The 14,167-nt window shown below is 59.9% G+C and carries 9 protein-coding genes; 8 read left to right on the top strand and 1 reads right to left on the bottom strand.

Annotation, left to right across the window (positions count from 1 at the left end; genetic code table 11):
- Window positions 1-534 precede the first annotated feature (534 nt).
- Window positions 535-1,410 carry a thioesterase gene (locus L6R21_07765; protein MCK6559083.1) on the bottom strand — a complete coding sequence of 292 codons (876 nt, stop codon included), beginning with the start codon at window positions 1,408-1,410 and terminating at the stop codon, window positions 535-537.
- Between the two features lie 368 nt (window positions 1,411-1,778).
- Here L6R21_07765 and L6R21_07760 point away from each other — a divergent pair, with 368 nt between their 5' ends.
- The 8 genes from L6R21_07760 (at window position 1,779) to L6R21_07725 (ending at window position 13,728) form a co-directional block, all read left to right on the top strand.
- A complete protein-coding gene (locus L6R21_07760) occupies window positions 1,779-2,759 on the top strand; it encodes an NAD-dependent epimerase/dehydratase family protein (GenBank protein ID MCK6559082.1) in 981 nt (326 codons plus the stop codon).
- 141 nt (window positions 2,760-2,900) lie between these two features.
- Entirely contained in the window at window positions 2,901-4,010 is a 1,110-nt protein-coding gene (locus L6R21_07755; GenBank protein MCK6559081.1) for a LamG domain-containing protein, read from the top strand.
- A gap of 175 nt (window positions 4,011-4,185) precedes the next feature.
- The gene (locus L6R21_07750) at window positions 4,186-5,211 is read left to right on the top strand and encodes an extracellular solute-binding protein (GenBank protein ID MCK6559080.1); all 1,026 of its coding nucleotides are present in this window, start codon (window positions 4,186-4,188) and stop codon (window positions 5,209-5,211) included.
- Between the two features lies 1 nt (window position 5,212).
- The gene (locus L6R21_07745) at window positions 5,213-6,310 is read left to right on the top strand and encodes an ABC transporter ATP-binding protein (GenBank protein ID MCK6559079.1); all 1,098 of its coding nucleotides are present in this window, start codon (window positions 5,213-5,215) and stop codon (window positions 6,308-6,310) included.
- A 57-nt stretch (window positions 6,311-6,367) separates the two neighbouring features.
- On the top strand, window positions 6,368-8,104 hold the full coding sequence (locus L6R21_07740) for an iron ABC transporter permease (protein ID MCK6559078.1): 1,737 nt from the start codon (window positions 6,368-6,370) through the stop codon (window positions 8,102-8,104).
- A gap of 168 nt (window positions 8,105-8,272) precedes the next feature.
- On the top strand, window positions 8,273-8,734 hold the full coding sequence (locus L6R21_07735) for a polymer-forming cytoskeletal protein (GenBank protein ID MCK6559077.1): 462 nt from the start codon (window positions 8,273-8,275) through the stop codon (window positions 8,732-8,734).
- Window positions 8,735-8,929: 195 nt separating this feature from the next.
- On the top strand, window positions 8,930-9,358 hold the full coding sequence (locus L6R21_07730) for a polymer-forming cytoskeletal protein (GenBank protein ID MCK6559076.1): 429 nt from the start codon (window positions 8,930-8,932) through the stop codon (window positions 9,356-9,358).
- A gap of 251 nt (window positions 9,359-9,609) precedes the next feature.
- Window positions 9,610-13,728 carry a gliding motility-associated C-terminal domain-containing protein gene (locus tag L6R21_07725; protein ID MCK6559075.1) on the top strand — a complete coding sequence of 1,373 codons (4,119 nt, stop codon included), beginning with the start codon at window positions 9,610-9,612 and terminating at the stop codon, window positions 13,726-13,728.
- Window positions 13,729-14,167: the final 439 nt, after the last annotated feature.

Below are 14,167 nucleotides of genomic sequence, written 5' to 3'. Positions count from 1 at the left end.
AATCCCCACGCAGAGCGTCGTTCAAGACTCAGTCGGCTTCAGCCGACTTCCGCTAGCAGCCTGCGATTTGAATCGCAGAATATGATTTGCACAATCCCCACGCAAAACGTCGTTCAAGACTCAGTTGGCTTCAGCCAACTTCCGCTAGCACCCTGCGATCTGAATCGCAGAATATGATTTGCACAATCCCCACGCAGAGCGTCGTTCAAGACTCAGTTGGCTTCAGCCGATTTCGGCTAGCACCCTGCGATTTGAATCGCAGAATATGATTTGCACAATCCCCACGCAGAGCGTCGTTCAAGACTCAGTCGGCTTCAGCCGACTTCCGCTAGCAGCCTGCGATTTGAATCGCAGGTTGAATACAATTCGCACAATCCCCACACAGAGCATCCTCCAAGACTCAGTTGGCTTCAGCCAACTTCCGCTAGCAGCCTGCGATTTGAATCGCAGGTTTGAATCGCAGGTTTGAATCGCAGGTCTGTATCGCAGGTTTAACCACAGGGCGCAGATCGCAGGCCAAACCGCCGGCGCGAGTCAAACCCCAGCCGCACCCGGCCCCCGCACCACCTCCGCAATGATTTCCGGCGGCACCATGAGTTTGCCGCGTTGATCGACGAACACACCGAGCGAATAATCGCGCGCCAGCAACCGGCCGGTGCCGGCGTTGTAGATCTCATGCCACCAGGCCCCACGCACCCGGCTCAGGTGACAAATCCAACTGACGATCCTTAAGGCGTCGTTGTCGAAAGCGGGCTCGAAATACTCGATCTCATGTCCGCCCTGCAGCGCACTCCAGCCATAGCTGCGCGCTTTCTCGATGGGATGGCCGGCGGCGCGAATGGCGTCAAAGTACGCTTGTTCGATCCAATGCAAATAAACCGCGTGATGCACGTGTTGCACCGTGTCGACTTCATAAGTCTGCACGCGGCGCGTGCTCTCGTAGCGATGGGCGTCGGCAATCTCCGGGGCATGCCGAATGTGGACGGAGAGCGGTTCCTGCACGTTGGTGGGTTGAAAAGCCGCCTGAAATTCTGCGGGGATGCGCACCGGCTGGCCCGTATTCAAATCGACATAAACCCAATTGACCCGGGCCCGGGCAATCACGGCCGCATCGCGCCCGCGCGTGAGCACATACTCACGGTGGGAAGTCACCCGCTTCATGTCTGACACCCAGGTGGTGATCTCGATCTCGTCGCCGTACACCGCCTGCTGAAAGTAGCGAACTGCCAGCTTGCGGATCACCCAGCCCACGCCGTGGTCGCGATACCAGGCGGGACTGTAGCCCGCGGCAGTGGAAGCCTCAATCGCGGCCTCCTGCATGTACTTCACGAACACGGCATTGTTCAGGTGATGAAAGAAATCCAGCTCATAGTGGCGCACGTGAAAACAGCGGCGATACAGGTGTGACAAGGTTGATCCTTTCATGCGAGTGCGATTGCCGAGGGATGGCGGAAGATAAGCAGCATGCCGCAGGAAGTCAAGGCGGCCAAGCCGTTGGGGAAATGTTGATTCGCGCGCAAGAGATTGCCCCGTGAGGGTCGCTCTGCAAAGAATCATCCCCGGGATCTGTTCCGTGCTCTCGCGGAAAAAATGCTGGCAGCATGACACGGCAAGTGGTGCAGTCAAGCCTCCGGAATTTTTGCTGACATCACCGGGAAAAATTGCTTATCTTGCCGCTGCCCTGTTGGCGGGAATTGCGCTGGGCAGTTCCCGCTCCTTCGAGTGGTGACGAATTCGTGGCTGTGAGGTTGAACCAATGCAAGTGGAGCGGAGGAAGCATGATCGCCTTCATCACCGGCGGCACGGGTTTTATCGGCAGTTTTCTGGCACAACGATTGACCGACGCCTGCGAGCAGGTCTATTGCCTGGTGCGGCCGACCAGCTCGCTGAAGTGGCTGCAGCAGTTGCCGGTGAATTACGTTTACGGCGACTTGTTCAATGAAGCCGCGCTGGCGGAGGCCCTGCACCACGCCACTCACGTCTTTCACCTGGCCGGCGTCACCAAAGAGCTGACCAGCGCCGCGTACTTTCACGCCAATGGCGAGGGTACGGCGGCCTTGCTGCGCGCGTGCAGCCGCCACGCCCGGGAACTCGAACGCTTTGTGTACGTTTCCAGCATCGCGGCCGCAGGCCCCAGCCGCGGCAAACAACTGCGCACCGAGGGGGAAACTCCGCAGCCGGTTTCGGTCTATGGCAAATCGAAATACGCCGGTGAATTGGCCTGCGCCGAGTTTCGCTCACAAATGCCGATCACCATCGTGCGACCGCCCATCGTCTATGGCCCGCGTGACCGCGACGTCTACAACTACTTCAAACAAGTCGATCTCGGCATTCGCCTGCGGCCGGGCCGGCGCGAACGCTGGACCAGCCTGATTCATGTGCATGATTTGGTACGCGGCATCCTGCTCGCCGGCACCCATCTCAGGGCCATCGGCGAAACCTACTTCCTCACCAACCCCGAGCCATATGAATGGAACGAACTCGGCCTGGCAATCGCACAGGCGCTGGGCAAAAAGTCGATTGCGATCACCGTGCCGGAGGCGGTGACGCCGGTGGTGGCCGCGGTGAGCGAGTTGGTGGCCAAGATCGTGCGCAAACCGGCACTGTTGAACTTCGACAAGATTCGTGAAATGCGGCAAGCCGGCTGGGCATTCTCCGGTGAGAAGGCCAAACAACAACTCGGTTTTGTCACGGAAATTCCGCTCGCCGAGGGCCTCAAGCAAACCGTGGAATGGTATCGCGAGAACGGCTGGCTGTAGGCAAAATAGCGCTTGCTTCTCAGCACGATTCTTCTATCTTAACGCGGCTTGAAATTAGACTCGACCTCCTTTGTGCCGCCCCCCTCAAGTCGCCTGACAAGCAAGATCAACTTCATGTGAAAAGTGGAGAAGCAAGCGCCGGTGAAGAGAGTTGTTTCGATCGCGACGTTCCTGACTGCCCTGGTTGTCCTTCCCCTTTCTACTCAAACCCCGTGGCGCAGCGACGGCTGCCTGACCTTTTCCGGGCCGGTGGTCGTCGAACAACAGGATGCGGGAGGGTGGTTCGACTTTTTCTCCCAAGCGCCGTTGCGCAGGCTTGAACGCGCCGCCATTGGCTTGAGCGCCGATACTGCGGCCATGGCTAACTGGCCCGGTTTCACGATTGAATTCTGGTTCCAGACGGAAGAATCGTCTGCGCCGGCCCCGCTGCTTGCGCTGTTGGAGTCCGGCACCGGTCGATTCTTTTGCCGGTTGCAGCGCGAGGCGGCCGGGCATTATGTGGCAGAACTGGCTCTGCCCGGCTCGTCCGTTGTGCTGACCGCGGTCGCGAACAATGCGGTCCAAGGTTGGCGCCATCTGGCTTTGGTTTTCGACCGCGCCCAGGCGCAAGCGCCGCAGTTGCGATTGTTTCTTGACGGCATGCAGCTCGCAAGCATGAATTGTCCAGCTCCGCCGGTTTGGCCCGGGCGTTTTGCTTTGAACCTCGGCGGCGTTTCAGGCGTCTCGCCTTTCGCCGGCAAGGTTGACGATGTGCGCATTTCCGCCTGGCCGCGTTATCATCCGGCTGGCTTTCAACCGGCGCGGCCGCTGCTGAAAGATCGCGGTACACTCGGCTTGTGGAATTTCGATGCGCTTCAGCATGCGGGCATCGGCCGCCGGGCTGAACGCGCCGAGGCGGGCTGGCAGATGGTTTGGCGTGCCTCGGCCAGCGGCGCGCGCCTCGCGAGCTGGCAGGTCCGCCGCAGCGCTGACCAGGGTCTGGAAATCCGCTGGGAAACTGCGCGCGAAGACAACCTGCATGGGTTTGAGATTCAGCGTCGCGACGCCACTTCTGCTGCGCCGTTTGCGAGAGTTGGATTCGTGCCGGCGACCGGCACCAGCACCCATGACGTGGTTTATCATTTCATTGATTACCCGGAGCGCACCGGCCTCTACGAATATCGTTTGAAATGTGTGGATGCCGGCGGACAGGCCGGCTACTCGGCGGCGTTGCGCTGCGAGTTCCGCCGTGAACTGGCGGCGGATGATTGAATCTTGCCGGCAGCGACAACGCGGCAGCACACCAGCGCCGGTCGCCAGCACTCGCGGGGCAGTCGGCATGGCCGAACGCCGCGGCGCGCGGGCGCACGCACCGCCGCGTTCCCACTGCGGGTTCCCCGGCCCGTAATGCCAATACCTCGTGGTACTCTTGCTGAAGGGAAAGCACTTGCGACTCTCTCTCTTTCATCTCCTACTTCTCTCCCTCCTCGCTGCCGGCTGTGGCAGTCAATCGGAAAAAAGTCTGGTGGTTTATTCGCCGCATGGCAAGGAATTGTTGGAGGATTTTGCCCGGCGCTTCGAGGCCGCCCATCCCGGCGTGAAAGTCGATTGGTTCGACATGGGTGCACAAGATGTGCTCGATCGCGTGCGCTCGGAGAAAGCCAATCCCCAGGGTGACATATGGTGGGGCGCGCCAGCGCCCACGTTCATGCAGGCGGCGCGCGAGGGGTTGCTGCAAGCCTATCGTCCCTCCTGGGCGGCCGCGGTTGATTCGGCGTTTCACGATCCGCAAGACCATTGGTACGGCACCTGGATCACGCCCGAAATCATCATGTTCAACCGCGACAAGCTGACGCGCGCGACCGCGCCGCAGGATTGGGACGAGGTGCTGTCGGAAAAATGGCGAGATCAGATTGTGCTGCGTGATCCGCTCGCCTCCGGCACCATGCGCGCGATTTTTTTCACCATGATCTACCGGGCGTATCGCGAAACCGGCTCCACTGCCGCCGGTTTTGACTGGCTCCGCCGGCTGGACGCCAACACCAAATCCTATGCCGCCAATCCCGCCCTGCTTTATTTGGCGCTGGCGCGCGGCGGCGCGGCGTTCACGCTGTGGAATCATCCCGATGTGCCGCTGCAGGCCAACACCTACGGCTATCCCTTCGACTATGTCGTGCCGCGCAGCGGCGTGCCGCTGGTGCCGGAAGGCCTGGCAATCATTGCCGGCGCCAAACATCCCGAACTGGCACGGCAATTTTACGAGTTCATCACCTCGCCCGAATCTTTCCTTCATGCCGCGCGTGCTTATTGGCGCATTCCCGCGCGCAAAGATCTGGACTTCTCGCAATTTCCTGCGGAAACCGATCCCGCCCAGTTTCCGGCGTTGCCCATGAATTGGCAGCTCTTCGCCGACAGCTCGGAAGCCTGGATACAGTATTGGGATGCCAATCTGCGCAATCGAGGAAAGCACTAGCATGGCGCGCGTTCGGCTGGCAGGGATTGAGAAATCGTTCGGCGCAGTCGCGGCCGTGGCAGAACTTCATCTGGACATCGCCGAAGGTGAGTTCTTCAGCCTGCTCGGGCCGAGCGGCTGCGGCAAAACCACGACGCTGCGCATGATCGCGGGATTTGAAACGCCGGAACGCGGCCGGATACTCTTCAATGACGAAGAAGTCACCGCCAAACGGCCGAATCAGCGTAACACCGGCATGGTCTTCCAGAGCTATGCCCTGTTTCCCCACCTCACGGTTTTTGAAAACGTCGCGTTCGGCCTGCGCGCGCGCAAACGACCTGAATCCGAAATCGCGGCGCATGTGCACGAGGCGCTGCAGCTCGTGGCAATGAATGAGCTGGCCCAGCGGCCGGTCACCCAGCTTTCCGGCGGGCAGCAACAGCGCGTGGCGCTGGCGCGCGCGCTCGCCATCAAACCCGCAATCTTGCTGCTGGATGAGCCGCTCTCGAATCTCGATGCCAAGCTGCGCTACACCACCCGCAGCGAGTTGAAGCGCCTGCAGCGCCGCCTGGGGATTACCACCATCTATGTCACTCACGATCAGGAAGAGGCGCTGGCGCTGTCCGATCGCCTCGCCATTCTCAATCACGGTGTCTTGCAGCAGGTGGGTACGCCGGAACAAATCTACAAAGACCCGGCGAATTTGTTCGTGATGAATTTCATCGGCGCGACCAATGTGCTCAGCGGCCGCGTCGATCGTTCAGTAGGAGCCGGCTTCACCATCAAAGGCGCATCATGGCAGGTGCAATTCTCCGGCGCGCCGGAGACATTGCCCGCGGCCGCCGAAGTGCAACTGGCCTTCCGGCCGGAACATGTGACGCTGGGAGAAACCGATGCGTCCGCCGGCGAGGAGGTGCTGATCGAGGGCCAGTGGCACAGCCTCGAGTACGCCGGCACGCACTGGCTGGCGCAGCTCACCGTTGACGGCGGACTTTGCAGCGCGCGCATTTCCGATGAAGTCAAACACGCTTTGCTCGGGCCGCAAGCCTGGGTTGAAGCCGATCGTAAAAAAGTCAATTTGCGGATTCCGCGCCGGCATTTGCGCTTGTTTGCAGGCTGACGCGCCGGCTTGACCACGCCGGTGCCCTGATGCTGGCAACGCCGGTCCATTCGAATTGTGCAATTCAAAATCTCCCGCACTTTGCTCAAGCGACATCCCTTCACGTTCGCCGCAGTGGCGGCGCTGCTCGCGGTGTTGGCGCTCGCGATTTATTTTCCGCTGAGCACGATGCTGCTCGAAAGCCTGCGGACGGTCGATCCCCAGACCGGTAGTAAGGGTTTCTCATTCGTCCACTTTGCGCGCTTTTTCAGCCTGCGCTCGCCCGAGAGTTTGCAGGCCTTGTCCGGTAGTTTGAAGATTTCACTGCTGAGCGTCCTGCTGAGCGCATTGGTGGGCGTGCCGCTGGCGGTGCTGTTTACGCGCTTTCGATTCCCCGGACAAAAGCTGTTTGGCGTACTCGCGACACTGCCGATGCTGCTGCCGCCGCTGGTCGGCGTCATCGCCTTCTTCATTCTCATGGATGAAACCGGTATCGTACCGCGCGCGCTGCAGCATTTGCTTGCCACCGCCTCACCGCCGTTGGTCATGCGCGGCGTGCCTGCCATTCTGCTGGTGCACACCTACAGCTTCTACGTGTTCTTCTATTTGTTGACCCGCAACGCGCTGGCCGGCCTGGATCATGCACTGGAAGAAGCTGCGCTGGGATTGGGCGCGAGCCGCTGGCGGTTGTGGTTTGGCGTCATCCTGCCGCAGTTGCGGCCTGCCTTGATCGGCGCGGCCATGCTGGTGTTCATGAATTCCATGGCGAGCTTCACCGCGCCCTATCTTTTCCGCGATGATTGGCGCTTTTTGTCACTTGAAATCTACAATGCCAAACTCAAGGGCGACCTGCCGCTCGCGATGGCGCAGTCGGTGGTGCTGGCAAGCATCTCGATCGTGTTCGTCTTTATTCTGCGTTGGTACGGCAATCGCCACGCCCTGGGCCGCGGCAGCAAGGGCGTGGCCGCGCCCGCGAGAGTGCTGACCGGCCGCTGGCAGAAACTCGCTTTGACCGTCGCCGGGAGTGTCATTACCCTTTTGTTGATGCTGCCGCAGCTCACACTTTTGCTCATGGCCTTCGTAAAGAACGGCACGTGGACTTCGGCGATTCTGCCGGACACCTTCACCACCGAGAACTTTCTCGAGCTGTTTCGCAGCCGCAAGACTGCGGAACCCTGGATGAACAGTCTTTGGATGTCAGCCACGGCCACGGCTCTAGGCACAGTCATGGCGCTGGCCGCCGTGCTGGTCGCCCACCGTGGCAAACGCCTACCGCCCGGCACGGCCGGACTGCTGGAGATCAGCGTGATGCTGCCCTGGGCGGTGCCGGGCACGGTGATCGCAATGGCCTTGATCGTGGCGTTCATCACCCCGCATTGGTTCACCGCCGGCCACACGCTGGTCGGAACTTCTGCCATTATGGTGCTGGCCTATTTTGTTCGCCATTTGCCCATTCAATTTCGGGCCACGGCCGCCGCGCACGCGCAACTGGATCCCGCACTCGATGAGGCGGCCAAAAATCTGGGCGCCGGCGGCTGGACGGCATTTCGCCGCGTCACGCTGCCGCTGATTCTGCCCGGCGTCATCACCGGGACGGTTACGGCATTCGTGATCGCGCTCGGCGAGTTCGTCTCCTCCATTCTGCTGTTCACGCCCTCCAACCGGCCACTCTCTGTGGCCATCTTTTCCGAGCTGCGCGATTTCGACCTGGGCAGTGTCGCAGCATATTCGATCTTGCTGGCCGTGCTCATCGGTGCCACCTTGGCGCTGGCGCAGAAATTTCAAGGACAGCAGCAACCCGGCCTCACCCCTTAGCGCGCCTTCGACCTGTATTGTGCGAGTCATGCGGACCAAGACGTTCCGACCACAGGAAAGCAACGCTGCGGCTGAATTGGCGGCCAGCTTTTTTGTGTTGCCTCTTTCTTCACTTCTCTTTCCTCGTGGGTAATTATCATGGTCATCAATCGAACAAAGGAGCCTGCTATGTTGACAAGAAAGGACAATGCTGAAGCCGAACGCAGCGGTGGTGAACTGAATACGATTATCGGGCGTGGCTCAGTTTTTGAAGGAACCCTCACCGTGCAAAGCAGCTTGCGAGTGGATGGCAAGGTGATCGGCAATGTGCAAGTGAGTGATGCATTGATCGTCGGAAAAGAAGGGGAAATCGATGGGGAAGTGCGTGTGCGCAATGCCATCATCGGCGGCCGGGTGCGCAATCGCATCCTGGCAAGCGGCAAGGTCGTACTGGAGGCCAAATCGGTTGTACATGGTGAAGTGAAGACTTCCCGGCTGGTCATTGACGAAGGCGCAGTTTTCGAGGGCAGATGCTCGATGAGCGACGACGACAAAGCGGCCTCCCTGCCTGAAAATTCCAGCCGCGGCAATCGCCCCAGTGCGATGAACATGGAAGTACTGTCGCGGCACGAAGCGGCTGCCGGACGATGAGGAAACCACGCCATGAAATTTTCATTCTTGCGCAGGCTCTTCGGCGATTCCGCTGCTAGCGAGCCTCCGCCTGAGACCAGCCACCGGCGAGACCTGCGGGATTTTGAGACGCCGCATCTTGCCAGCCGGCCGGCACCACTCAATCCCAAACCCGTGTCGCCGCGAACCCCAACTCCACAACCCCCGAAGAACGTCATGGAAGATACTGGCAGATCAGGAGATTTAAACACCATCATCGGCAAGGGTACGGTGATCGACGGCACCATCAAAGTGCAAAACAGCATGCGCCTGGATGGCCGCGTGACCGGTCACATCCTCACCACGGATGCGTTGGTGGTGGGTAAAGACGGCGAAGTCCGCGGCGAAGTCCGCACCAAGAACGCCGTTATCGGCGGCTTGGTGAATGGGCAAATTTTTGCCAGCGGCAAAGTGGTGCTGGAGAGTCGCGCCGTATTGAAAGGCGACGTCAAGACTGCCAAGCTGATGGTCAATGATGGTGCGCGCTTTGACGGCAATTGCTCGATGAGTGAAGACGGTGGCGTCAAGGCTTTGGCACACGGCCAAAACAGTGCCGAGCCGGCCAGAGCTGGTGAATTCAGCCGCAGCGCCGCCAGCCGTCGTTAGTTGGTGTCCGTCTGAGCATGTTCCCACCTCGGCTGAGCCGTGGTTTCCAAAACTTCGGGTGTCGTGGGAACGCTGAGGAGTTTGAGGCAACGGCCAAGCCGTTGCGGGAACATGGCCTCAGACGCTCGCGATTTCGCAACGGACACTGGTTTTCCCTCGCTCACACCTCACCACCCCCTTCTCGCTGCCGGATTTCCGCTTGACTTGCTAGCCCTGGGAGCGTACATTGCCCCGCGTTGAGAAACGCCAACATGCTTCACAACGCGACAGGTTCGTGGCTCAGCAAGGAGGAGCGGGTGGTGTTTCAACATGCGTTGCGCACTCTGTTGGTTGGCGGACTGCTGTGCGGCGTGCCAGTTTGGGCGCAGGGCAATCTGTTCGCGCTGCGCGCGAAAGGCGCGCCCCTCCTCACCGCTGATTCCCTGCTGCTGGGCAATGGCTTGGTGACGGTGCAGGTTCTGGCGGCAAGCGACACGAACAAGAACCGCCCCTGGGAAATTACCGTGGCCGGCGCTTTCACGATCGGTACGCCCACCAAGCGTTTGCTCTTCGGCTTCGGCGAATCTTCTTACAGCTCCCACCTGAACGTTCGGGTCGACGGCAAAACTCATAGCAACATCCCCTACAATAGTGGCGCCGAGCCTTTGGCAGTGGCAGCTCTGCCGCAACGCACAGGCGGCTCGATTCGATGTGAATACGCCGCCGGTGACGTAAGGATTACGCAGCGCCTGACGCCAGTGCAATTCAGCCGCACCACCGGCGCCATCTTCATTGAATATGAAATCGTCAACAACTCCCCTCTTCCCCATCTCGTCGGCGTGCTCCTCCACCTCGATACTCAAGTTGCGAGCAATGACGCGGCGTCCATCCTTACCCGCTTCGGCTATAGCCGCAAAGAGACCATCTACACCGCCCCTGCCATTCCAGAATTTTTCCAAGCTTTCGAGACGACGCGTGGGCCGGGAGATACGCTGGGATTGGTCGCCCAAGGCACGCTGAACGGCAACGGTGCCGTGCAGCCGAATCTCTTCATCATTGGAATTCATTCCCGCCTGAAGAACGTGGCGTGGGAATACACGCCGGTTGACACCGTGTACGACGACAGCGCCGTGCTCCTGCGCTGGGATGAGCAGTATCTCCAATCCGGAGAGCGCCGCGTCATTGCCACCTACTATGGCATCGGAGATGTCGCCAGCAACGTTGGTGCGCCATTGACCCTGCACCTGGCTGCCGCCAGCAGTCTGAGCGCGATTGGCGGTGCACTTTCGCCCAACCCCTTCGAAGTCAATTTGCTGGTCAATAATCGCCTGAGTCAAACCGTGAGTGCAGTACAGGCCACGCTGCTTCTGCCGCCCGGCTTGATGCTGGCCTTTGATGAACAAGCTACCAAACTGCTCGCGAATCCCACCTTAGGCCCAGCTCAGAACGGCACAGCCTCGTGGAAGGTTTTGGCGCAATGTCCGCCGGCTGATACCACGTTGAATCTGACGGTACAGGTCTCCGCGCTGCCACAAATTACGAAGACAATAACTGACTCGATCTTCATCCCCAGTTGTGCAGTCCCCATCCCGGACTTCGAAGTAGTGGCGGCACCTTCGATTCGCTCTCTCACGGCCGGAGAGACGGCTAATTTCCAAGTCTCAATCAATGCCTTCGATGGTTTCAACCAGCAAGTCGAGCTTTCTTTCTCGCCCATTATTCCTGGCATTGAGGGTCGCTTTATGCCCGAAAGGATTTTTCCCGGGCAAACGTCCACCTTCACGCTGAGCACCAATCGCGACTTGATTGCTGGAGAATATCCCATCTTTGTGACGGGCAAGGGCGGAGGCTTGACTCGCAGTGACGAGGTGCGCTTGCAGGTTGCTCCCGCGCCAGTGCCTGATTTCCAGATTGCGGTTCAGCCGCGAGATCGCGCCCTCACCGCCGGAGATTCCACGGCTTTTGAAGTCGCGATCACTGCGCTCGCCGGCTTCAATCAGGAGGTTGCTCTTTCCTTTGCGCCCGCCATTCCGGGCATGACCGGAAGCCTGGCGCCCGCCCGGATCTTGCCCGGCCAGCGTTCTGCGCTCACCCTGCGCACGAGTCGCGATTTGATTGCGGGAAACTATCGCCTCATCCTAACAGGTCAAAGTGGCGGGTTGATTCACAGCGACACGGTGCAGGTGAGCATTGCTGCGGCTCCGCCGCTGGATGTCAGCGCGCCCACGTTCATCAACTTCAATCCCGCGCCCGAGGCCACCGAAGTGCCGCCGCACACCGCCATCGAGTTGCAGATTGTGGATGAACTCGCCGGGGTCGATTCGGCCAGCATTCGCATGCAGGTGAACGGCGTCGCGGTCACGCCGGTGATTACGGGTTCGCCGCGGACCTATGCCGTGGTCTATCGACCCGCCTCGCCTTTTCGCTTGAACGATACGGTGCGCGTGCGCGTCGTTGCGGCGGACCGCAACCGGCCCGCGAATGCCGACAGCGTGGCCTACTCTTTTCGCACGCGGCCGGATACCTTGCCGCCGTTTGTCGCAGAACGCATTCCCGGCCGCAACAGCCGCAACATTGCAATGGACACCGACATTCGTCTCTCGGTGCGCGACGTGGATTCCGGCGTGGACAGCACTACGATCGTACTGAGCCTCGATGGCGTAAGAGTGCAACCCGAGATCAGCGGCACGCCGGCGCAGTACTTTTTGCGCTACCTTCCTGCCCGCGCGTTTCGTGACAATCAAACCGTCACCGTGCGGCTGGCAGCCAGGGATTTGGTTTTCCCCGCCAACGCGCTCGCGCCGGCGGAGGAATACTCGTTCACGACCATTCGCGATTCATTGGCGCCGCGGTTGATGGATCTGTTTCCCGCGCCCTTCGCCACCAATGTGCCTGGCAACATCGAGATTCGCGCCAGTTTGGAGGATGATTTAACCGGCGTGGAGCGCGATGGCATCGTTATGTTGATCAACCAGCAAGCCGTTGCGCCCATCGTCACTGAAATCCCGCGAGGATTCCAATTGCGCTATCGCATGCCGGTGGAACCCGGGCCGGGCGACACGGTGTTTGTGCATCTCCGCGGCCGCGATCGGGCCAGTACGCCCAACGAACTGGCGCGCGCGTACTACTTCGTGATTGCGCTTGATCGCGATTTGGAACCGCCCTATGCCACGCGCCAAAGCCCGGCGCCCGGCGCCACCAACGTGCCGGTTGCTGCCGGCGTTTCAGTGCACGTCGTCGATAACGGCAGTGGCGTTGATCGTAATGCGCTGAAGTTGACCATTAACGGCCAGGCGGTTTCGTCAACCATCACTGGCCAGCCCGGCGATTTCCTGCTGACCTACCAGCCGCCAATTCCCTGGCCTTTCAATGCCACAGTAACGGCGGTGGTGAATGCCCAGGACTTGGCCGCGCCGCCCAATGTCATGCCGCCTGACACGTTTGCATTCGAAATCGTGAAGGATATTTCCCCGCCATTTGTTACGGACCTGACACCAGCCACTGGTGCCGCCGAGGTGCCGGGCTCGACCAGCATCTCGTTTCTGGTGCGGGATGAAGGGGCGGGTGTCGAGCGCAGCTCCATTCAACTCCGGGTGAATGGTTCGAACGTTGCGCCGCAAATCTCGGGTGCGGCCAATGCCTATGCCGTGCACTATCAACCGGCTCAGGAATTTCAGCCGGGCGAGCGCGTGGCGCTGGAGGTGCAGGCGGAGGACATGTCCACTCCGCCCAACCGCGCGGTCGTGTCCTCCTTCTTCACCGTTGGCCAATCCTTGCCGGACTTGATTGCGGTCGAGTTGGTGCCGGTCGGCGAGTTTTCTCTGGGCCGACCCGGCCAAGTACGTGGCCGCGTCAGGCTCGAGGCCCGCGTCCCGGCAGCGGGGATTCAGATTCACTTCCTGGCCGACGGCCAAGTCTGGCGGGATACAACTTTGGCCAGCTTGTCACCGGGCCGCGACATTGATCTGCCGGTTGCTTTCATCTTTCAGGAAAAGGGCAGCCACACGCTCAGCCTGGTGTGCGATCCGGCTGATGCGCTGCGGGAGGCCAACGAAACCAACAACCAGCAGCAATTGCTGATTCAAATCGCCGAAACCCGGGTTCTGTCCGGCAAACTGGTGGTTCGCCCCAATCCTTTCACTCCCAACGGCGATGGCTTCAACGACGTGGTTGAGTTCGACTTCTCCGGCTTGGATGTTGAAAACCCCACCTTACATATCTTCGATGCCAATGGCATCCCCCTGCTCACCGACAGCCGCCACAGCGGGAAACGCATGCACTGGAACGGCCGTGATGAACGCGGCCGTGAATTGCTGCCGGGAGTTTATCTCTACTCCTTGCAGGAAAAGGGCAGCAATGTTGCCAGCGGTTACGTCGTGCTGGCGCGCTAAAGATTTCAATTTTTTTCAAAATGACGTGAAATTTTCTACCCTCCCCGAGCAACTATACTGATAAAGAATGGGGATTCTGCGGGGAGTTGAAAGGGCGAATTGTCTGACATTCGACCCGGGGATGATCAGATTATTCCCCTTTCTTCTTTTGGGGAAGGGGCGATGGCCGGGGAATTTCATCACACATGCTTTAGCAGGCTGGGGGGCCTCCATGATGAGCGGAGGGCGAGACTTCTGGGGCAACCCGGTCAGCCGGAGGGATTCCCCTCCGCTCATTCCATGCCACTCGACTTGTCAGACGGGGCCCTACCCGGTGGCTCCGTCATCCCTCTTGCAAAACTTCCTTATCCATCGCCTCAACCTTCCATTTCGAAGAGGTTTCCAGGGTCACAGATTTTGATGGGAACAAATCTGCCCGATTCTCGGTTAGAAGGATCGA

This window comes from bacterium, from assembly GCA_023150945.1.
Classification (GTDB): Bacteria; Zhuqueibacterota; Zhuqueibacteria; order Zhuqueibacterales; family Zhuqueibacteraceae; genus Coneutiohabitans.
Note: the sequence above shows the minus strand (reverse complement) of the source record. Positions and strands in the feature narration are given on the sequence as shown.